Source organism: Pararhizobium sp. O133, assembly GCF_051669845.1.
In the GTDB taxonomy this organism is placed as follows: Bacteria; Pseudomonadota; Alphaproteobacteria; order Rhizobiales; family Rhizobiaceae; genus Pararhizobium.
In genome coordinates this window covers 1361532-1381807 of sequence record NZ_CP196426.1, presented here as the reverse complement: position 1 = coordinate 1381807, position 20276 = coordinate 1361532, and the positions used below count along the sequence as shown (strand labels likewise).

Here is a 20276-nt window from a genome sequence, read left to right as displayed (position 1 = left end):
ATGACACCTCAAGATCGCGCAGTCCCCGCGTGCCCTATGCCGACCGCCCGTGGACTTAATCGCGTCCAAGCGGCGGCCTACATCGGCGTTTCGACAAGCTTGTTTGACGAAATGATCCGCGATGGCAGAATGCCCCAGCCAAAAAAGGCAAACGCCCGCACGATCTGGGATCGCAGGGCGCTCGACAGAGCCTTCGACCGTCTGCCAGGTGGCGACGGCGAGGAGGAAGACGGATGGGATTTTGAAGTCTGATGCCGAAAAAATTCAGCAAAAAATATATTGTCGAGGACACGACCGACGGCGTCCTGCGCTTCTACTTCCGCCGTCGCGGGCAGAAGAAGATCCGCCTGCCGGGCATTCCGGGTACCGATGAATTCAACAAGGCCTATTATGCAGCCCTTGACGGAACGCTGACCGCCGACCGGATCGGCCCGAAGCTTTCGACGACAGGAACCCTTCGCTGGTTATGCGAGAAGTATTTCCAGTCGGCAGACTACATCGGGCTTGATCAGCGCACGCGCCTGGTGCGCAAACAGATCATCGAACACATCTGGGCCGAGCCGATCAAGACGGGCTCACCCAAGCGTTTCGAGGACGTGCCGATCTCGGCATTCACCGCGAAGGCAGTCAGAGTTCTCCGTGATCGGAAGGCCGGGTTACCCGAAGCCGGTAACGGCCGGGTGAAGGCCATGCGCGCAGTATTCAACTGGGCGACCGCAAAGGATGTTGAACTAGCGCTGACGAATCCCGCGCGTGATGTCGGATATTTTCGCAGCAAGACGGACGGTTTTCACACCTGGACCGAGGCCGAGCTGGAGATGTTCGAGGCAAGGCACCCGATCGGCTCCAAGGCGCGGTTGGCGATGGCGCTGATGCTTTACACTGGTCAGCGGCGGAGTGACATCATTCTGTTCGGCCGCCAGCATGTCAGCAACGGACAGATCAAGTTCACCCAGCAGAAGAACCGCAAGCGCAAGCCGATCACGCTGGAGCTGCCGATCCATCCGGATCTGCAGAAGATCATTGACGCGACGCCGGGCGGAAACCTGACTTTCTTAATCACCGAGTTTAACAAACCCTTCACGGCGAACGGATTTGGCACGTATTTCCGCCGGCGCTGCAACGAGGCCGGGCTACCGCATTGCAGCGCCCACGGCCTGCGTAAAGTGGCCGCAACACGGCTCGCCAACCACGGCGCATCCGAGCATCAGATTATGTCTGTGACCGGGCATACCACGTCGAAGGAAGTTGCCCGCTATACCAAGGCGGCAAGCCAACGGCGCCTCGCAAAGAGCGCGATGAACCTTATGACGAAGCCAGAAGAAGAGGAGGAAACGTGAACATATGTGTCCAGCTTGTAGACCCGATATCGGGTGTCTGGACGTTTCGAGTAGAAAAACACAGTAAAAACAACGGGATTTTTAGGTGTTGGTGCCCCGTGCCGGAATCGAACCAGCACTCCTCTCGGAACCTGATTTTGAGTCAGGCGCGTCTACCAATTCCGCCAACGGGGCACGGATACCTTTGCGGTAGTGAAATGCGTGTACACGATGCGTTTTGGGGCGGTCAACCGGGATTTTGAATATCACCGGCGGAGAATCACAAAACTGTGCGGTTCGCGCCCGCAGCAGGTCATTTACAGCTTGGCCGTTCCTGCTAAAAGGCATTGACCTCAACAGGAACAACCGCATGCTCCGACGCCTTTACGACTGGACAATGTCGCTCGCCGCCCGGAAATCCGCCGAGGCCTGGCTGGCCATCATCGCCTTCGTCGAAAGCTCCGTCTTCCTGGTTCCCGCCGACGTTCTCTACCTGCCGATGGCGCTGGCAAGGCCGGAGAAGGCCTATCGCTATGCCTTCGTGGCGACAGTCGCTTCCGTGCTCGGCGGCATTGCCGGCTGGTATATCGGCCATTATGCCTTCGAGGCACTGGCCAAGCCGATCCTGCATTTCTACGGCAAGCTCGAAGCCTTCGAGACGATGAAGGCTTCGGTGGGTTATGAGACATTGGTGCTGCTGCTCGTGACATCGGGCCTGGCGCATCTGCCGCCGATCAAGGTCGTGACCATCCTGTCGGGTGCCGCCAATATCAATCTCGGCCTGTTCATCATCTCGGCGATCCTGGCGCGCGGCGCGCGCTTTTACCTTCTCGCCTGGCTGCTGCGCCGCTACGGCGAAGAAATCCGTCATTTCATCGAGAAACGGCTGGGCCTGCTGGCCGCCGCGGCCGCCGGCCTGCTGATCGCCATGTTCGCAGCGTACCGTTTCCTTGCCTGATCATCTTGTGGAGTCCGCTTTGAGCGACAGCATGACCATTTCCGACCGCCGCCGCTTGCCCTCTATCCTGGTGACCATCGGCATGGCGGCAACCGTCGGCGGCGCGCTCGCCTTCGAACATATCGGCGGCTACATTCCCTGCGCGCTCTGCCTGATGCAGCGCACGCCCTATTACTGGGGCATCCCAATCGGCATCCTCGCCGTCGTCAGTTCCGTCGTGAAACTGCCGGTGCGGCTCACCCGCTTCCTGCTTGCCGTCATCGCCATCCTGATGCTGGTCGGTGCCGGCATCGGCATCTATCATGCCGGCGTCGAATGGCATTTCTGGGAAGGCCCGGCGACGTGCGCCACCACCGCGCAGGGCGTGTCCTCCAATGTCGGCGACCTGCTCGGCGATCTCGACAGCAAGCACGGCCCCTCCTGCACGGACGCGGCGCTACGCGTACTCGGGTTGTCTTTCGCAGGGTGGAATGTGATTGCGAGCGTGATTTTGGCGGGAATTGCCGTGCGGGGTGCGGGCAAGAGGTAAGACAATTCCCAGCGTCGACCATTGGCATTGCCTGCCGGACAAGGTTCCCGCACAAAACTCGACCAGTTGATCGGTTTTCGCCTTTTTTTGTTTGAAAATGCCGTGCATGATGGCGGCATGACCAAGTTACTGGAACAAGCCGTCGAACGTGTTCGCACCCTCCCGTCCGATCAACAGGACGAACTGGCGCGCATGCTTCTGCGCCTCGCTGACGCGCAGGAGGAACCGGTGTCCCTATCGGCCGAGGAGCGGGCCGCCATTGCGGAATCCAAGGCAGCGGCGGCACGGGGCGACTTTGCCACAGACGATGAAGTTCGTGCTGTCTGGGCCAGCTACGGCCTGTGAAACTTCGCTATACGAAACCAGCCCTCGCCGACCTCAAGGACCTTGCCGGTTATCTTGATCCGCGCTCGCCGCAAGGAGCGCGCAGCGTTCGATTGCGTATCAAGACGTTGATCGAACGGCTTCCGGAGCAGCCCTATGTCGGGAAACGCACGGAAGACTCGACCATTCGTCTGCTGACGACAGCGCCGTACCCGTATCTGATCTTCTATGAAGCAACCGACGACAGCATCATCGTTCATGCCATAAGGCATGCGCCCGCGATCCCGCAACAATGCCAGGCCAATCGTGACCCGCGCATAGATGCGGTATCTCAATGACACCGCATCAAGACAGCGCGCGCCCTTAAGGCTGCAGTTCCACATCCCAATACAGATAGTCCATCCAGCTTTCATGCAGATGGTTGGGCGGGAAGAGGCGGCCGTTGTTGTGGAGGTCCTGCACCGTCGGGTGGAAGGGTTTCTGGTGCGGGAACATGCCGGCCTGGCGCGGCAGCTTGCCGCCCTTGCGCAGATTGCAGGGCGAGCAGGCGGCAACGACGTTTTCCCAGGTGGTCTGGCCGCCGCAGCAGCGCGGGATCACATGATCGAAGGTCAGGTCGTCGGGTGAGCCGCAATACTGGCATTCGAACCGGTCACGCAGGAAGACGTTGAACCGGGTGAAGGCCGGATGGCGCGAGGGCTGGACGTAGCTTTTCAGGCAGACGACACTCGGCAGGCGCATGGAAAAGCTGGGGGACGAAACCTGGTGATCGTATTCGGCCAGGATATGCACGCGGTCGAGGAAAACAGCCTTGATCGCGTCCTGCCAAGACCAGAGCGACAAGGGATAATAACTCAGCGGCCTGTAATCGGCGTTCAACACGAGCGCCGGAAGGCCATGTGGTGAGACTGCAATCGTCAAGCCAGTAAACTCCTGCTCGATTCGGCACCTGCACCTTCTATATTAGGCGCGTTGCGTCAGGATTGTGAAGCCAAAAGGAAAAAGGAAACAAAAGATTCGGTTTTTACCTTAAGGCGTCACCGGCAGGCCGTCCCGGCGCATTTCGGTGGCGTAATAGGCCCAGAAGAGCCGGGCCGCGACGCTGCGCCAGGGCGCCCAGATTTCCGTCAGCGAATCGAGTTCGCGGGCGGACGGCCGCATCTCCAGCATCAGCGCATGGCCAACGGCGTTCTGCAGCGCCACGTCGCCGACCGGGAAGACATCCGGATGGCCGGCGCAGAACAGCAGATAAACCTCCGCCGTCCAGCGGCCGACACCCTTGATCGCGGTCATTTCGCGGATGGCGGCTGAACCCTCGATGGAACAGATCGCTTCCAGATCCAGCTCTCTCGACAGGACGGCGGCGGCCACCCGTCGCAAGGCATCGGCCTTGGCCCGCGACAGGCCGAACTGGCGGCAATCGTCATCCGACATGGCATGGACGGTCTCGGCGTTGATATCGCCGAGAGATGCTTCCATGCGCGCCCAGATGGCGGCCGCACTCGCCTTGGACACCATCTGCGAGACGATGATATTGGCTATGCCGCGATAGCCGGGATCGGTGCGGCGCAGCGGCACCGGCCCTGCCTTCGACACGACGTGCTCCAGCCGCGCATCGAGCATCACCAACCCGCTCAGGCCGGCGGTGATATCCTCATGGGTGCGGATGATCCGCATGTCCCTGTCCTCCAGCGCCTCTTGTCTTTTGGCCTGCGGATGGTCCGGCAAACCTATGGCCGGATAGGCGTTTCCGTGGCAAGAACAAGGTATGGATGAAGCCTTGCCAAAACAACCCGTTTTCCGTTTCGCACCGAGCCCGAACGGCCAGTTACACCTCGGTCACGCGCTGTCAGCTATCCTCAATTTCGATATGGCGCGGCAGGAAAACGGGCGCTTCCTGCTGCGGATCGAGGATATCGACATCACCCGCTGCACGCCGGAATACGAGGCGGGCATTGTCGAGGATCTGGGCTGGCTGGGGCTTACCTGGGAAAGTCCGGTCCGGCGGCAATCGGAGCATTTTAACCTCTATCGTGAGGCGCTTGGCGCGCTGATCGACCGTGGTCTCGTCTATCCCTCGTTCCTGACGCGAGGAGAGATCAAAGCCCGCGTCACCGCTTTCGAAGCCGAGGGCGCGGCCTGGCCGCGCGATCCCGATGGCGCGCCGATCTATCCGGGCGAGGAGCGGAGCCTGTTGCCGATGGGCCGGCAGCAGATGCTCGCCAGCGGCAAGCCGCATGCCTGGCGGCTCGACATGGCCAAGGCCGTTGTGCAAGTGATGGAGCCGCTGACGTGGCGGGAAATGGGTGGAGGACCGCAGGGGGAGACAGGCATGATCACCGCCGACCCGGCCCGCTGGGGCGACATCATCCTGTCCCGCTCGGATGCGCCGTCGAGCTATCATCTGGCGGTGACGCTGGACGATGCGGAACAAGCCGTGACCCATATCGTGCGCGGGCAGGACCTGTTTCACGCCACATCGGTTCACCGGCTGCTGCAACATCTGCTAGGCCTGCCGGAACCGCTCTATCATCATCATCGCCTGATCCCCGGTGAGGATGGGCGCAAGCTGTCGAAAAGCAATCGTGATACCGGGATCGCCGCGTTTCGCGAGGCGGGGAAGACGCCCGCGGATATCCGCGCGATGATCGGCCTATAGGGCGTTCTTGCCCGGCGCTTCCGGAACTTGTGGTACGTCTGCCGTCTCCGCAGGCTTTGCCTCCCCCTCCTTCACCCCCCTGATATGGCGGATCACCATGCGCTTGACCTTGTATTTCATGATTGCCGCATTGATCTCGGCACCGAGGATGAAGATGACTCCGACGATATAGAGAAAGACCAGTGCGATCATGATCGAGGCGAGACCGGCATAGGTGGAGACATAGTTGGCGAAGGTGGAAAGGTAGGAGGCAAAGACATAGGCGCCGACCGACCAGGCGATCAGCGTCAGGATGATGCCGGGCAGCACGTCGAGAATCTTGCGACGACCATCCGGCAGCCAGAGATGACTGACGATCAGGCCGGTGGTCAACATGACGAAGACCCCGGCAAGGCTCCAACTGTCGATCACGGTCAGGAGATTGTTGAACCAGGGCAGATAGGTGCCGGCATAACGAATGGCGAGCGGCACCGCGACGAGCAGGATGCTGACGATGGCAAGCACCAACACGCCGGCAAGCACGAAGGCGAGGCTGGCGACACGCGTCTTGTACCAGGGCCGGCTTTCGGCGACCCGGTAGGCGCGGTTGAGCGAGATGCGCAGGGCCTCCACCCCGTTCGAGGCAAAATACGCCGCCGCCAGCACCGATATGGTCAGCAGCCCTCCGCGCGGGATGGTCAGAACCTGGACGACCTCATCGGAAATCGGCTTGGCGATCGATTCCGGCCAGGTGTCGAAGATGAAATGCACCGCCGTGGTCGCGAACTGGTCGGCACCCAGAAAGCTGCCGAGCGCAGTGCCGAAGATCAGGAAGGGAAAGATCGCCAGAAGCGTGGACAGCGCCACATGGCTTGCCATCGCCCAGCCGTCGTCCTCACTGAAATGCCAGACGGCATCGAAGACGACCTTCCAGGCGATGCGTATGAAGGCCGGCATTCTCTCTCCCAAGCAGTGCTCACGTCAGTCGGATTGTAACCCGTTCATCAATATGGGAAACCGGGCAGCGATTTCTACAGGAAAAGCCATCATGACCGACCGTCCATCGATAATCGTCACCGGCTGCTCGTCGGGCATCGGCGCCTGGTGCGCGCGCGCCCTGCAAAGGGACGGCTGGCGGGTGTTTTCCACCGTGCGCCGGCCGCAGGACCTCGAAAGCCTTGAAAAAGACGGCATCGAGGCGTTCATCATGGACTATACGAAGCCGGAGACCATCTCAGCCTTGGTCGACCAGGTTTTTGCCCGCACCGGCGGCCGGCTGGATGCGCTGTTCAACAACGGCGCCTATGGCCAGGCGGGCGCGGTGGAGGACCTACCGACGGAAGCGCTGCGGCTGCAACTGGAAACCAATGTCATCGGCTGGCATGACCTGACGCGACGGGTCATTCCGGCGATGCGGGCGCAGGGGTACGGACGGATCGTCCAGTGTTCATCCATTCTCGGCATCGTGCCGTACAGATGGCGGGGCGCCTACAATGCCTCGAAATTCGCGCTGGAGGGTTTGACGCTGACGATGCGGATGGAACTGGCCGGCAGCGGCATCGAGGTGAGCCTGATCGAACCGGGGCCGATCCAATCACGTTTCATGGCCAATGCGATCGTCAATATCGAACGTTTCATCGATCTCAAGGGTTCGGTTCACGCGGTCGAATATGAGCGGCAGATGCGGCGGCTGAGGGGGGAAAGCGGCCCCTCCGCCGGCAAGCTTGGGCCCGACGCCGTCTATCATGTGCTGAAACGCGCCTTGACGGCGAAGAAGCCGAAGCCGCATTACATCGTGACGCAACCGGCCAAACAGGGCGCGCTTTTGAAGAAGCTGCTCCCGGCCGCATTGTTCTATCGTTTCATCGGCCGTCTCGGCTGAGCTGAAGGCAAGGATATTCGCATGCAAAGTTTTCTCACCGGCCTGACCCTGCTCGTCATGGGCCTCGTCGTCATCGTCCTCATTCGCGGTCTGATCACCATGGCCAAGGGCGGCAATGGCAACACCTCGAACAAGCTGATGCAGGCCCGCGTCTTCCTGCAGGCGGTCGCGGTCCTGCTGATCATGCTGACGCTGTGGATCACCGGCGGCGGGCGCTAAAGACCATGGTCAAGCTCAACAAGATCTATACGCGAACCGGCGATGACGGCACGACCGGCCTTGCGAGCGGCCCACGACGGCTGAAGAGTGATCTGCGGGTCGAGGCCTATGGCACGATCGACGAGGCCAATTCCTTTATCGGCCTGGCACGCCAGCATACGGCTGATATACCCGCCCTCGACGCCATGCTGATGCGGATCCAGAACGACCTGTTCGACCTTGGCGCCGATCTCTCCACGCCCGATACCGGCGAGACTCTGCCCTATGAGCCGCTGCGGATCATCGCCGCGCAGGTGGCGCGGCTGGAAGCGGAGATCGACCTTCTGAATGCCGACCTCGATCCCCTGCGTTCCTTCGTGCTGCCGGGTGGCAGTGGTGCTGCGGCAGCCCTTCACATCGCCCGCACGATCGTCCGGCGCGCCGAGCGTCACATGGTGGAGCTTGCCCGCACCGAAGGCGAAACGATCAGCGAGCCGGCGCTCGAATATGTCAACCGGCTCTCCGATTTCCTGTTCGTCGCGGCCCGCTGGACCAACGACAAGGGCAAGTCGGATGTGCTTTGGGTTCCGGGAAAAAACAGGTAAGGTTCCAGCCGGCCAAGCCTTCAGGGGACCCCATGTTCATACCGCTGCACGACGCCAATTCCCTGAAGCATATCAAGGTCCAATATGTCACGATCAGCCTGATCGTCCTCAACACGCTGATCTGGCTGGTGACCGGGCCGCTGCTCGTTCCGGAAGAGTTTTCGAATGCGACGACGATGGGACTGGGCTATATCCCGGCGATCGCCTTCGACTATGCGCATCTGGCGCAGAACCTCGTGCTGGTTCCCGACGAAGCCACCTACATCACCTATTCCTTCCTGCATGGCGACTTCTGGCACCTGTTCGGCAACATGATCTTTCTCTGGGTGTTCGGCGACAATGTCGAGGACGCGCTGGGACATTTTCGCTTCCTGGCCTTCTACCTGCTGTGCGCGGCCGCCGGCGCCTTTGCGCACGGCCTGGTCGACACCGCTTCGGAATCGCCGCTGATCGGTGCGTCCGGTGCCATTTCCGGCGTCGTCGCCGCCTATTTCCTGCTGCATCCGAAGGTTCGCGTCTGGGTGCTGGTGATGTTCCGTATCCCGCTGCCGCTTCCAGCCTTCATTCCGCTGGCGCTGTGGCTCGGCCAGCAATTCCTCATGCTGGTCGTCGATCCCGATGGCGATGTTTCCTGGGGCGCTCATGTCGGCGGCATCATCGCCGGGTTGATCCTGGTGGTCATTTTGCGACGCCGGGACGTTCCGCTATTCGACCGGACAATCGTGACGCCGCGGGCCGTCCGCCATGTCGAAGCGACCGTCGCGACATCAGCCGATCCCGCCTCGGAAACACCGGTCAAACCGACGCTCTGGGGCAGGCCGTCGTAGAGCCGCTCCGTGGAAATCGTAGCAATCAGGGAATTCATCGGCGAAACAGGGCATTGAGTGGATGGGCCGGGGATGGATGCTCGATCTCGAATTGTCGAAATAACAACCGCACCAAAATTTCGTTGACGCGCACGTAAACGTCAGTATTTTTCCGGTGGCAATCTTTTGGGGAGCCGATTGGCGGAGATTGTAATTGGAGAAAAAACGCGTATCGATGTCGCCAACCGACAATCAGGCCGCTGCGTTAAAGCGCATTTTCTCGCAAACGTTTCGTAAGGAAGGACATCATGAAAATCCTGGTCACCGTCAAGCGTGTCGTCGACTACAACGTGAAGATCCGCGTGAAGGCGGATGGGTCTGGTGTCGAGCTTGCCAATGTGAAGATGTCGATGAACCCGTTCGACGAGATTTCGGTGGAAGAGGCCTTGCGGCTGAAGGAGGCCGGCAAGGCCGAGGAAGTCGTGGTGGTTTCGGTCGGCCCGGCCAAGGCGGAAGAGACGCTGCGGACGGCGCTCGCCATGGGAGCGGACCGGGCGATCCTGGTGGAAACCGAGGATGCGGTCGAGCCCTTGGCTGTGGCGAAGATCATCAAGGGCGTTGCGGACGCCGAGCAGCCCGGGCTGATCATCGTCGGCAAGCAGGCGATCGATGACGACAGTAACCAGACCGGCCAGATGCTGTCGGCGCTCTTGGGCTGGGCACAGGGCACGTTCGCCTCGAAGGTCGCGCTGGGTTCGGACAAGGCTGTGGTGACGCGCGAAGTCGATGGCGGCCTGCAGACGATCGAGATCAAGCTGCCGGCGGTGGTGACGACGGACCTGCGCCTGAACGAGCCGCGTTATGCCTCGCTTCCGAACATCATGAAGGCGAAGAAGAAGCCGCTCGACAAGAAGTCGCCGGCCGATTTCGGCGTCGAGACCGCACCGCGCCTGAAGGTCCTGAAGACCGAGGAGCCGGGTGGCCGCAAGGCCGGCATCAAGGTGAAGACCGTTGCCGAACTGGTCGACAAGCTGAAGAACGAAGCCGGCGTGCTCTAGGGCCAGACTTCGCCCCTCACCCTAACCCTCTCCCCGCTCGCGGGGAGAGGGGATTATCGAGGGTGCCGCCTATTCCTTCTCCCCGTCGAGACGGGAGAAGGTGCCCGAAGGGCGGATGAGGGGCAAAGCCGCAAGGCCAGTGAACACATCAAGATTATCGAGCGCGGTCTTCAAGACCCTGCATGCTCAAAGGGAGATTACATCATGGCCATTCTTCTTCTGGCTGACCACGACAATGCAACCCTGTCCGACCAGACCGCCAAGGCACTGACGGCGGCTTCGAAGATCGGTGGCGACGTCCATGTTCTGGTGGCCGGCAAGGCTGCCCAAGGCGCAGCCGATGCCGCTGCCAAGCTCTCCGGCGTCTCCAAGGTCCTGCTCGCCGACAGCGACGATCTCGCCAACAATCTGGCCGAGCCCTTAGCCGCTCTGATCGTCTCGCTGGCCGGTTCCTACGACACGATCGTCTCGGCCGCCACCTCGGTCGGCAAGAACGTGTTGCCACGCGTCGCCGCTCTTCTGGACATTGCCCAGATCTCGGAAATCACCGAGGTCGTCTCGGCCGATACGTTCAAGCGGCCGATTTATGCCGGCAACGCCATCCAGACGGTGCAGTCCACCGATGCGAAGAAGGTGATCACCGTGCGCACGGCCTCCTTCGCGTCCGCTGCCGAAGGCGGCTCGGCCTCGGTCGAGACCATTTCCGCTGCCGTCAATCCGGGCCTGTCGAGCCACGTCAAGGACGCACTGTCCTCATCGGATCGTCCGGAACTGACCTCGGCCAAGATCATCATCTCCGGTGGTCGTGCGCTCGGCAGTTCGGAAAAATTTCAGGAGGTCATCCTGCCGGTCGCCGACAAGCTCGGAGCCGCCGTCGGTGCCTCGCGCGCTGCCGTCGATGCCGGTTATGCGCCGAACGACTGGCAGGTCGGCCAGACCGGCAAGGTCGTCGCGCCGCAACTCTACATCGCGGTCGGCATCTCCGGCGCCATCCAGCATCTGGCCGGCATGAAGGACTCCAAGGTCATCGTCGCCATCAACAAGGACGAGGAAGCCCCGATCTTCCAGGTCGCCGACTATGCCCTCGTCGGCGATCTGTTCGACATATTGCCGGAACTGCAGAAGGCGCTCTAAGCCTTCTTTGACAACATCCACGAAACGGCCGCGCATTGACGCGGCCGTTTTTCGTTCTGGCGACATGATTTTCCGGTCAATGCGACCATCGCAGGTGCGAATAAAGGCTGGAAAATTCGGTGCGTTGTCTTTATCACTGGCATCCGAAGATGTTGCCCTGCCGGGTGACACATGGCCTGTGCCTGACCGGAAGCGCGACCGCCCTTCCGGATTGAAGATGGAAAAACTGCTCGATGATCAAGAATGTCGGAATTGTTGGCGCTGGACAAATGGGCTGCGGCATTGCCCAGGTATCGGCCTCGGCCGGCTACAAGGTGCACATCTACGACATTTCCGCTGACCGGGTCGAAGCCGGCCTTGCCACCATCAACGGCAACATGGCGCGCCAGGTTTCGTCCGGCAAGCTGACCGACGAGGAACGCAAGAAGGCCTTGGCGCTGATCAAGGGCTCCGCCGACCTCAACGACCTCTCGCCGATGGATCTGGTGATCGAGGCCGCGACCGAGGACGAAAGCGTCAAGCGCAAGATCTACGGCCAGGTCTGTCCTGTCCTGAAGGCAGACGCCATCCTTGCCACCAACACGTCGTCGCTGTCGATCACCCGGCTTGCCTCCGCCACCGATCGGCCGGAACGCTTCATGGGCATCCACTTCATGAATCCGGTGCCGGTGATGAAGCTGGTGGAACTGGTGCGCGGCATTGCGACGGAAGAGGGCACATTCTCGACCGCCAAGCAGTTCGTCGCGACGCTCGACAAGACGATCACCGTCGCCGAGGATTTCCCGGCCTTCATCGTCAACCGCATCCTTCTACCGATGATCAACGAGGCGATCTATACGCTTTATGAAGGGGTGGGCAGCGTCGACGCGATCGACACCGCCATGAAACTCGGCGCCAACCATCCGATGGGCCCGCTACAGCTCGCCGATTTCATCGGGCTGGACACCTGCCTGTCGATCATGCAGGTGCTGCATGACGGGCTGGCGGACTCGAAATACCGCCCCTGCCCGCTGCTGGTCAAATATGTCGAAGCGGGCTGGCTCGGCCGCAAGTCCGGCCGCGGCTTCTACGACTATCGCGGCGAAGTTCCCGTTCCGACCCGGTAAGAACCAGCGCTTATATTCGTCTTCTATCATATTGATATCAAAGACTTTCAATGCTGCCGCATTCCACCCGGCAGTGTTCAATTCCTCTTGATCGAAATTTGACGCAATTTTATTTTCCGCCCGCCCCTGGCCGTAAACCCGGATGCCTCGGATTTGCAGCGACTGCCCTGTAGTTTCCTGATCACAGATCACGAAACCCACCGGGAGTTCACACCTTTATGAAAAACCTTCTGCTGATCGGCGCTGCCGTTCTTGCGTTTGCCGCGCCCTTCGCCGCCCAGGCGGAGGAAACAAAACTCCTCAATGCTTCCTACGACGTTGCGCGCGAATTGTTCGCGGCTGAAAACGAAGCCTTTATCAAGCAGCATCCGGGTATCACCGTGGACCAGTCGCATGCCGGCACATCCAAGCAGGCACGCGCGATCACCGAAGGGCTGGAAGCTGACGTCGTGACCTTCAACCAGGTCACCGATATCGACTTCCTCGCCAAGAACGGCTTCGTTTCGGAAGACTGGCAGAAGGGCTTTCCGAACAACGCCTCGCCGTTCTATTCTTTCCCGTCTTTCCTGGTGCGCGCCGGAAACCCGAAGAACATCAAGGACTGGAATGATCTCGTCCGTGACGATGTGAAGGTCATCTTCCCCAATCCGAAGACCTCCGGCAACGCCCGCTATACCTATCTCGCGGCAACCGCCTATGCCAAGGAAGCATTCAACAACGACGACGCCAAGGTGAAGGAATTCATCGCCAAGATCTTCGACAACGTCCCCGTCTTCGACACCGGCGGCCGCGCAGCCACCACGACCTTCGTAGAGCGCGAGATCGGCGACGTGCTGATCACCTTCGAAGCCGAAACGCGCGGCATTGCCAAGCAATATGGCGAGGACAAGTTCACCAGTGTCGTGCCGTCCGTCAGCCTCCTGTCGGAATTCCCGGTCGCGATCGTCGACAAGGTGGTCGACAAGCGCGGCACGCGTGACCTGGCGAAATCCTACCTCGATTTCCTCTACACGCCGGAAGGCCAGAAGGTCGCCGCCGAGTTCGGCCACCGCGTCAACGACCCGACGGTCGCCGCCGAATTCAAGGATCAGTTCCCGGAAATCCGCCTGGTTAATGTGGATGACGTCTTCGGCGGCTGGAAAAAAATCTCCGAGGAACATTTCGCCGAAGGCGCGGTGCTCGACAGCCTCTATGGCAGCCGCTAACAGGTCCGCTTAATGGTCATACTGAATCGGCGGATGCTGGGCATCCGCCGATTTGGCATTTGCAAAAGGTATTGAATGTGAGACGGCGCATATTGCCGGGACTGCCGCTTTCCTTGGGGCTGACCCTTGTCTACATATCGATCATCATCGTCCTGCCACTCGGCGCGCTGATCTTCAAGGCGGCGAGCCTGGGGCCGGAGGATTATTGGCGCATCATCTCTTCCGAGCGTGCTGTCGCAAGTTACCGTGTCACCGTTCTCTGCGCGCTGGCCGCGACGCTGTTCAATCTTGTTTTCGGCCTGGCGCTGGCCTGGGTTTTGGTGCGATACCGCTTTCCCGGACGCCGGCTGTTGGATGCCGTGGTGGATCTCCCGTTCGCATTGCCGACGGCCGTTGCCGGGATCGCGCTGACGACCCTTTTCGCCAGCAATGGCTGGTTCGGCGGGGCCTTGGCCCAGATCGGCATCAAGGTCGCCTATACGCCGCTGGGCATCATGATCGCCATGGCATTCACCAGCCTGCCCTTCATCGTGCGAACCGTGCAGCCGGTTCTCGAGGAACTGGACCCGGCGCTTGAAGAGGCCGGCCAGACGCTCGGCGCCGGCGATCTGTCAATCTTCCTGCGCGTCATGCTGCCGCTGCTGGCGCCGGCACTTCTGGCCGGGGTCTCGCTCTCCTTCGCCCGCAGCCTCGGCGAATTCGGCGCCATCATCTTTATCGCCGGCAACCAGCCCTATGAGACGGAGATCACCGCGCTCCTCGCCTTCATTCGGCTCGAGGAATACGATTATCCGGCATCGGCGGCGATCGCCTCGGTGATGCTGCTGGCCGCCTTCCTGATGCTTGCCGTCACCAATCTGCTGCAGGCCCGCGCCCTGCGTTACTCCGAGAGAGGCTGAGATGACGGCACGCAAACCCGGAACCGCACCACGCGTCGGCGATGCGCCGCTTTTCCGTTACGGGCTGATCGGCGTCGTCGTTGCGTTGTCGCTCATCATCATCGTTGCGCCCCTGGCCGTCATCGGGTTCGAAGCCTTCTCGAAGGGCCTCGCCTTCTTCGGCGCCGCCATCGCCGACGCGGATACGCTGAGCGCCATCGGCCTGACCGCACTGACGGCCCTGATCGCGGTTCCGATCAACACCGCATTCGGTATCGCCGCCGCCTGGGCAATCACCAAGTTCGACTTTCCGGGCCGCCGGGTGCTGCTGATCGTCATCGAGATCCCCTTCTCGGTCTCGCCGATCGTCGCCGGCGTCGCCTACCTCTTCGTCTACGGCCTGCAGGGGCTGTTCGGGCCGGCGCTGCAATCGGCCGACGTGAAGATCCTGTTCGCTCTGCCGGGGATCGTTCTTGCCAGCATGTTCGTTACGGCCCCCTTTGTCGCCCGCGAACTCATTCCGCTGATGCAGGCGCAGGGCCGGGATTTGGAAGAGGCCGCGACATCGCTTGGCGCCAGCGGCTGGCGGACCTTCTTTTCCGTGACCTTGCCCAATATCAAATGGGCGCTGCTCTACGGCGTCATCCTGTGCAATTCGCGGGTCATGGGCGAGTTTGGCGCGGTTTCCGTCGTCTCAGGCAACATCCGCGGGGAAACCAATACGCTGCCACTGCACATCGAACTGCTCTATCACGACTACAACGCCGTCGGCGCTTTCGCCGCCGCCTCCATCCTGGCGGTGCTCGCCATCGTCACCCTGATTGCCAAGGTCCTGCTGGAACGGCAGGGCGCGGGCCGCATCAGCCGGCCAGGCCTCGTTTCATCCCCTGCGGAGGTCCCCAAGTGAAAATTCGCCTCGACAATGTCGTCAAGACCTTCAACACCTTCCGCGCCGTGCGCGACGTGTCGCTGGATATCGAGAGCGGCGAACTGGTTGCGCTGCTCGGTCCATCCGGTTCCGGCAAGACGACGATCCTGCGCATGGTGGCCGGTCTCGAATATGTCGACAGCGGCAGCATTCATTTCGGCGCGCAGGATGCCACGGATATTCCCGTCCGTGATCGCGGCGTCGGCTTCGTGTTCCAGCACTACGCCCTGTTCCCGCACATGACGCTCGGCGAAAACATCGCCTTCGGCATGAAGGTTTCGAAGACACGCCGGACGCCGCAGCAGATCAAGGCTCGTGTCGAAGAACTTTTGACACTCGTACAGCTTCAAGGGCTTTCAAATCGGTTCCCCGCCCAGATCTCCGGCGGCCAGCGCCAGCGTGTGGCGCTCGCCCGCGCGCTGGCCGTCGATCCGAAGGTGCTGCTGCTCGACGAACCCTTCGGCGCGCTCGACGCCAATGTCCGCCGCGACCTCCGGCGCTGGTTGCGCGAGATCCACAAGACGCTGGGCATCACCACGCTGTTCGTCACCCATGACCAGGAAGAGGCGCTTGATCTCGCCGACCGCGTGGTCATCCTGAATGGCGGCAAGATCGTCCAAAATGGCACGCCGGAAGAAGTGTGTCGCAATCCGCAAAGCGCCTTCGTGATGAAGTTCCTGGGCGACACCAACCGGCTGTCCGCAACTGTTTCGGACGGCAAGGCGCATGTCGCGGGCCAATTCTTCGACGCTCCGGCCGTTGCCGATGGCTCGGCCGAAATCCTCTTTCGTCCGCGCGACGTTTCCTGGCAGCCGGGTGGCCCCGGTATTCCCGCACGGATCACGCAGATCATCGACCGACCGGATTCGCGCCGCGTGCTGGCGACGACGGAAGACGGCGAAACCATCGAATTCGATGCCCCGCCGGAATTCGCCGGAGAGATCGATGCGGACGGTCGTCTCGGCATCACCCGTCAACGAATTTACACCATCGGCTGAGTTCGGTCAGCTTGCCGGCGTGATTGCCGCCTTGACCAGTGCCTTGGCATCGTCGCTGTCCCAGACGGCGGGGCCGTTCATCGAGGAGATCAGGCAGCCCTTGTCATCCATCAGGAGGGTGACCGGCAGGCCGAAGGCAAGACCTTCCTTCTTCAGCGTGTTGAAGACGCCCATTGACGAATCCCGATAGAAGCCGAGGTCGTGAACCTTGGTCTCGTCGAGGAAGGCCTTGGGCTTTTCGTCATCGCCGATGTCGATGTTGACGGCGACGACCTCAAATTTGTCGCTGCCGGCCGACTGTTGCAGGGCATTCAGCGCCGGCATTTCCTCGCGGCAGGGCACGCACCATGTCGCCCACAGATTGAGCAGCACGGTCTTGCCGCCAAAATCGGCAAGCGTCAGGTCCTTGCCGTCCTTGCCCTTGAAGTTCAATCCGGCGATCGGGCGCGGCTCGCTGACCGGCGCCATGGCCGCGACCTGGCCTTTCAGGAATGGCGTGATGGCGGCAACCTTGTCTTTTGAGGCCTCGCAGGTCTTCGCATCAGCGGTTTCGACGGCGATACCATTGCCAGACCCGCTTTCCCTGACGTATACGACTGCCGCACCGGCGATCAGCCCGGCAAGGGCGGCGATCACCACGAATTTGCCAGGGGGAAAGCGCTTCTTCTGGTCTGTCACTTCATTTTCCAAGCGGATCATCCTTAGGGCGGGCATTTTTCATGGCTGACGGCACTTCCGAAACCAAAAGCTCCAACCAGATGTGGGGCGGACGCTTCGCTCAGGGACCGGCGGCGATCATGGAGGAGATAAATGCCTCGATCGGCTTCGACAAGAAGCTTTTCGCCCAGGACATCCGCGGCTCAATGGCGCATGCGACCATGCTGGCCCATCAAGGCATCATTTCCGCCGATGATAAAGACAAGATCGTTCACGGCCTGACCACGATTCTGTCAGAGATCGAAAGCGGCCAGTTCGAATTCTCCCGTCGGCTTGAGGACATTCACATGAATGTCGAGGCACGGCTCGCCGTGCTGATCGGTCCGGCCGCCGGTCGCCTGCACACCGCCCGCTCCCGCAACGACCAGGTGGCGCTCGATTTCCGCCTCTGGGTGAAGGAAGAACTGCAGAAGACCGAGAAGATGCTGACGGCGTTGATATCAGCCTTCCTCGACCGCGCGGAAGAACATGCCGAAACGGTCATGCCGGGCTTTACCCATCTGCAGACCGCCCAGCCTGTTACCTTCGGCCATCATTGCATGGCCTATGTCGAGATGTTCGGCCGTGACCGTTCGCGCGTGCGCCACGCCATCGAGCATATGGACGAAAGCCCGATTGGTGCCGCGGCGCTCGCCGGCACCGGCTTTCCGATCGACCGCCACATGACCGCCAGGGCACTCGGCTTTGCCGGCCCGACCCGCAATTCGATCGACACCGTTTCCGACCGCGATTTTGCGCTCGAATTCCTGGCGATGGCCTCGATCTGCGCCGTACACCTGTCGCGGCTGGCCGAAGAGATCGTCATCTGGTCGACGCCGCAATTCGGCTTCGTCCGGCTATCGGACGCCTTTTCCACCGGCTCCTCGATCATGCCGCAGAAGAAGAACCCCGATGCAGCCGAACTGGTGCGCGCCAAGACCGGCCGCATCAACGGTTCGCTGATCGCGCTTTTGACCGTCATGAAGGGCCTACCGCTCGCCTATTCCAAGGACATGCAGGAAGACAAGGAACAGGTCTTCGACAGCGCCGAGAGCCTGGAACTGGCGATCGCCGCCATGACCGGCATGGTGCGCGACATGACCATCCGCGCCGACCGCATGAAGGCCGCCGCCGGCTCCGGCTATTCCACCGCGACCGACCTTGCCGACTGGCTGGTGCGCGAGGCGGGCCTGCCCTTCCGCGACGCCCACCACGTCACCGGCCATGCCGTGGCGCTGGCCGAAAAGAAAGGCTGCGAACTGTCGGAACTGACGCTCGATGAACTGCAGGCGCTGAACTCGGCCATCACCGATAAGATTTTTGACGTTCTGACTGTCGAAGCCTCCGTCGCCAGCCGCCAGAGCTTTGGCGGCACCGCCCCGAGCGAAGTGCGCAAGCAGATCGCCTGGTGGCGGGCAAGGAACTGAGGCAAGATTCAGGGTGCACAACGCCTTGAAAACTCGATATGAGTCCTGACGAATTTGACCATGGGCCTGACCGCCCGGACCGGGAATCTTTCATGCTCTTGAGAAAAACCACTTACGTGCTTGTTGCCCTCGCCGTTGCCGGCCTGACCCTGTCCGGCTGCGGTCGCAAGGGCGACCTCGACCGTCCGGGCTCGTCCCAGCCGATCAATACCAAGGCGGCGCCGGGCACCGTCGAAAAGAAGGATGAAGCGCCGGGCAAGCCCTTTCTCCTCGATCCCCTCCTGTAACAGAGCGCTCCCTTGAACCATTTCGAATATCGCGACGGCATTCTCTTTGCGGAAGACGTCTCCGTCATCGACATCGCCAAGGCGGTCGGCACGCCGTTCTACTGCTATTCCACCGCGACGCTGGAGCGGCACTATTCGGTGTTCTCCAAGGCGTTTGCCGATATCGACGCGATGGTCTGCTATGCGATGAAGGCCAATTCGAACCAGGCCGTGCTGAAGACGCTCGGCCGTCTCGGCGCCGGTGTCGACGTCGTTTCCGGCGGTGAACTGCGCCGCGCGCTGGCGGCCGGCATCCCGGCAAGCCGCATCATGTTCTCCGGCGTCGGCAAGACCGTCGCCGAGATGGACCTGGCGCTGGATGCCGGCATCTACTGCTTCAACGTCGAATCCGAGCCGGAACTGGAAATCCTCAACGCCCGCGCCGTGCGCGAAGGCAAGAAGGCGCATGTCTCCTTCCGCATCAATCCCGATGTCGATGCCAAGACCCATGCCAAGATCTCGACCGGCAAGAAGGAAAACAAGTTCGGCATCGCCTACGAGCGCGCCCGCGCCGTCTACGCCCATGCGGCGACACTGCCCGGCATCCAGGTGACCGGCATCGACATGCATATCGGCAGCCAGATCACCGAGCTTCAGCCCTTCGCCGACGCCTTCAAACTGTTGCGTGAACTGGTCGATACGCTGCGTGCCGACGGCCATGTGATCGATCACGTCGATGTCGGCGGCGGGCTCGGCGTTCCCTACAAGGTCGACAACAGCCCCCCGCCTTTGCCGGACGCCTATGCGGAAATCGTCAAGGACCAGTTGCGCGAACTCGGCTGCAAGATCGTCATGGAGCCTGGCCGGCTGATCGTCGGCAATGCCGGCATCATGGTGACCGAGGTCATCTATGTGAAGGACGGCGGCTCGAAGACCTTCGTCATCGTCGATGGCGCCATGAACGACCTGATCCGGCCGACGCTCTACGACGCCTATCACGAAATCCAGCCGGTGCGCATTTCCGCAGCCAACGCGCCGCGTATCAAGGCCGATATCGTCGGCCCGGTCTGCGAAACCGGCGACTACCTGGCGCTCGACCGGGAAATGGCCATGCCCAAGCCCGGCGACTTGATTTCCGTCGGCACGGCCGGCGCCTATGGCGCGGTGCAGGCCGGCACCTACAATACCCGCCTGCTGGTGCCGGAAGTGCTGGTCAAGGGCGACCGCTTCCACGTGATTCGCCCGCGCAAGTCCTACGAGGAGCTGATCGGGCTGGATTCGGTTCCGGACTGGCTGGAATAAAAAGCTTCCATCCTTCCTG

25 protein-coding genes and 1 tRNA gene are annotated in these 20276 nt (G+C 61.3%); 21 read left to right on the top strand and 5 right to left on the bottom strand.

All coding sequences use genetic code 11. The features are described from left to right. Together ACST81_RS06525 and ACST81_RS06520 are read left to right on the top strand one after the other, a co-directional pair. Nucleotides 1-252 (top strand): helix-turn-helix transcriptional regulator, encoded by a 252-nt coding sequence (locus ACST81_RS06525; RefSeq protein WP_438753416.1) that lies wholly within the window; start codon nucleotides 1-3, stop codon nucleotides 250-252. After that, nucleotides 252-1340, top strand: a complete 1089-nt coding sequence (locus ACST81_RS06520; RefSeq protein WP_438752019.1) for a tyrosine-type recombinase/integrase — start codon at nucleotides 252-254, stop codon at nucleotides 1338-1340. Before ACST81_RS06525 ends, ACST81_RS06520 begins: the two co-directional genes overlap by 1 nt. Before the next feature lie 89 nt (nucleotides 1341-1429). Here ACST81_RS06520 and ACST81_RS06515 read toward each other — a convergent pair. Then, nucleotides 1430-1514, bottom strand: a tRNA-Leu gene (locus tag ACST81_RS06515). Between the two features lie 175 nt (nucleotides 1515-1689). Between ACST81_RS06515 and ACST81_RS06510 the strand changes: the two genes are divergently transcribed. Genes ACST81_RS06510 through ACST81_RS06495 form a run of 4 tightly spaced genes read left to right on the top strand, consistent with a single transcriptional unit; the run spans nucleotide 1690 to nucleotide 3468 of the window. Continuing rightward, nucleotides 1690-2277 (top strand): YqaA family protein, encoded by a 588-nt coding sequence (locus tag ACST81_RS06510; RefSeq protein ID WP_438752018.1) that lies wholly within the window; start codon nucleotides 1690-1692, stop codon nucleotides 2275-2277. A gap of 31 nt (nucleotides 2278-2308) precedes the next feature. Beyond that, nucleotides 2309-2806, top strand: a complete 498-nt coding sequence (locus tag ACST81_RS06505; RefSeq protein WP_438753414.1) for a disulfide bond formation protein B — start codon at nucleotides 2309-2311, stop codon at nucleotides 2804-2806. Nucleotides 2807-2827: 21 nt separating this feature from the next. Beyond that, nucleotides 2828-3151 carry a hypothetical protein gene (locus tag ACST81_RS06500; RefSeq protein WP_438752017.1) on the top strand — a complete coding sequence of 108 codons (324 nt, stop codon included), beginning with the start codon at nucleotides 2828-2830 and terminating at the stop codon, nucleotides 3149-3151. Next, nucleotides 3148-3468, top strand: coding sequence for a type II toxin-antitoxin system RelE/ParE family toxin (locus ACST81_RS06495; protein WP_438752016.1), 321 nt, complete (start codon nucleotides 3148-3150; stop codon nucleotides 3466-3468). The genes ACST81_RS06500 and ACST81_RS06495 overlap by 4 nt, the downstream gene beginning before the upstream one ends. Before the next feature lie 25 nt (nucleotides 3469-3493). Here ACST81_RS06495 and ACST81_RS06490 read toward each other — a convergent pair whose 3' ends face one another. Both ACST81_RS06490 and ACST81_RS06485 read right to left on the bottom strand, forming a co-directional pair. Beyond that, nucleotides 3494-4051: an HNH endonuclease gene (locus ACST81_RS06490; protein WP_062581620.1), complete on the bottom strand. Its 558-nt coding sequence runs from the start codon at nucleotides 4049-4051 to the stop codon at nucleotides 3494-3496. A gap of 108 nt (nucleotides 4052-4159) precedes the next feature. After that, entirely contained in the window at nucleotides 4160-4807 is a 648-nt protein-coding gene (locus ACST81_RS06485) for a DNA-3-methyladenine glycosylase family protein (RefSeq protein ID WP_438752015.1), read from the bottom strand. A gap of 91 nt (nucleotides 4808-4898) precedes the next feature. Here ACST81_RS06485 and gluQRS point away from each other — a divergent pair, with 91 nt between their 5' ends. Next, entirely contained in the window at nucleotides 4899-5789 is an 891-nt protein-coding gene (gluQRS, locus tag ACST81_RS06480; protein ID WP_438752014.1) for a tRNA glutamyl-Q(34) synthetase GluQRS, read from the top strand. Here the strand turns inward: gluQRS and ACST81_RS06475 are convergent. Beyond that, the gene (locus ACST81_RS06475) at nucleotides 5784-6725 is read right to left on the bottom strand and encodes a YihY/virulence factor BrkB family protein (protein WP_438752013.1); all 942 of its coding nucleotides are present in this window, start codon (nucleotides 6723-6725) and stop codon (nucleotides 5784-5786) included. The genes gluQRS and ACST81_RS06475 overlap by 6 nt on opposite strands. Nucleotides 6726-6816: 91 nt before the next feature. Between ACST81_RS06475 and ACST81_RS06470 the strand changes: the two genes are divergently transcribed. The 11 genes from ACST81_RS06470 to ACST81_RS06420 all read left to right on the top strand — a co-directional run bounded on the left by ACST81_RS06470 (nucleotide 6817) and on the right by ACST81_RS06420 (nucleotide 16566). Continuing rightward, nucleotides 6817-7650 carry an SDR family oxidoreductase gene (locus ACST81_RS06470; RefSeq protein WP_438752012.1) on the top strand — a complete coding sequence of 278 codons (834 nt, stop codon included), beginning with the start codon at nucleotides 6817-6819 and terminating at the stop codon, nucleotides 7648-7650. A 21-nt stretch (nucleotides 7651-7671) separates the two neighbouring features. Then, on the top strand, nucleotides 7672-7869 hold the full coding sequence (locus tag ACST81_RS06465; RefSeq protein WP_438752011.1) for a twin transmembrane helix small protein: 198 nt from the start codon (nucleotides 7672-7674) through the stop codon (nucleotides 7867-7869). A gap of 5 nt (nucleotides 7870-7874) precedes the next feature. After that, on the top strand, nucleotides 7875-8453 hold the full coding sequence (locus ACST81_RS06460) for a cob(I)yrinic acid a,c-diamide adenosyltransferase (RefSeq protein ID WP_438752010.1): 579 nt from the start codon (nucleotides 7875-7877) through the stop codon (nucleotides 8451-8453). 32 nt (nucleotides 8454-8485) lie between these two features. Beyond that, nucleotides 8486-9280, top strand: a complete 795-nt coding sequence (locus ACST81_RS06455; protein WP_438752009.1) for a rhomboid family intramembrane serine protease — start codon at nucleotides 8486-8488, stop codon at nucleotides 9278-9280. 287 nt (nucleotides 9281-9567) lie between these two features. After that, nucleotides 9568-10317 (top strand): electron transfer flavoprotein subunit beta/FixA family protein, encoded by a 750-nt coding sequence (locus ACST81_RS06450; RefSeq protein WP_438752008.1) that lies wholly within the window; start codon nucleotides 9568-9570, stop codon nucleotides 10315-10317. 204 nt (nucleotides 10318-10521) lie between these two features. Continuing rightward, nucleotides 10522-11451 (top strand): electron transfer flavoprotein subunit alpha/FixB family protein, encoded by a 930-nt coding sequence (locus ACST81_RS06445; RefSeq protein WP_438752007.1) that lies wholly within the window; start codon nucleotides 10522-10524, stop codon nucleotides 11449-11451. Nucleotides 11452-11684: 233 nt separating this feature from the next. Continuing rightward, nucleotides 11685-12557, top strand: coding sequence for a 3-hydroxybutyryl-CoA dehydrogenase (locus ACST81_RS06440; RefSeq protein ID WP_438752006.1), 873 nt, complete (start codon nucleotides 11685-11687; stop codon nucleotides 12555-12557). Nucleotides 12558-12775: 218 nt separating this feature from the next. Beyond that, nucleotides 12776-13762, top strand: a complete 987-nt coding sequence (cysP, locus tag ACST81_RS06435) for a thiosulfate ABC transporter substrate-binding protein CysP (protein ID WP_438752005.1) — start codon at nucleotides 12776-12778, stop codon at nucleotides 13760-13762. Nucleotides 13763-13839: 77 nt separating this feature from the next. Next, nucleotides 13840-14661, top strand: a complete 822-nt coding sequence (gene cysT / locus ACST81_RS06430) for a sulfate ABC transporter permease subunit CysT (protein WP_438752004.1) — start codon at nucleotides 13840-13842, stop codon at nucleotides 14659-14661. Between the two features lies 1 nt (nucleotide 14662). Then, on the top strand, nucleotides 14663-15547 hold the full coding sequence (gene cysW / locus ACST81_RS06425) for a sulfate ABC transporter permease subunit CysW (protein ID WP_438752003.1): 885 nt from the start codon (nucleotides 14663-14665) through the stop codon (nucleotides 15545-15547). Further along, complete coding sequence (locus ACST81_RS06420; protein WP_438752002.1) at nucleotides 15544-16566, top strand: sulfate/molybdate ABC transporter ATP-binding protein; 1023 nt, start codon at nucleotides 15544-15546, stop codon at nucleotides 16564-16566. Before cysW ends, ACST81_RS06420 begins: the two co-directional genes overlap by 4 nt. 6 nt (nucleotides 16567-16572) lie before the next feature. Here the strand turns inward: ACST81_RS06420 and tlpA are convergent, their stop codons facing one another. Then, complete coding sequence (tlpA, locus tag ACST81_RS06415) at nucleotides 16573-17244, bottom strand: thiol:disulfide interchange protein TlpA (RefSeq protein WP_438752001.1); 672 nt, start codon at nucleotides 17242-17244, stop codon at nucleotides 16573-16575. Between the two features lie 41 nt (nucleotides 17245-17285). On the opposite strand from tlpA, the gene argH reads away from it, so the two are divergent. From argH to lysA, 3 genes are all read left to right on the top strand, one after another. Further along, nucleotides 17286-18689: an argininosuccinate lyase gene (gene argH, locus ACST81_RS06410; protein ID WP_438752000.1), complete on the top strand. Its 1404-nt coding sequence runs from the start codon at nucleotides 17286-17288 to the stop codon at nucleotides 18687-18689. Between the two features lie 92 nt (nucleotides 18690-18781). After that, the gene (lptM, locus tag ACST81_RS06405) at nucleotides 18782-18976 is read left to right on the top strand and encodes an LPS translocon maturation chaperone LptM (protein ID WP_438751999.1); all 195 of its coding nucleotides are present in this window, start codon (nucleotides 18782-18784) and stop codon (nucleotides 18974-18976) included. Between the two features lie 12 nt (nucleotides 18977-18988). Beyond that, nucleotides 18989-20257: a diaminopimelate decarboxylase gene (gene lysA, locus ACST81_RS06400; RefSeq protein ID WP_438751998.1), complete on the top strand. Its 1269-nt coding sequence runs from the start codon at nucleotides 18989-18991 to the stop codon at nucleotides 20255-20257. Nucleotides 20258-20276 lie beyond the last annotated feature (19 nt).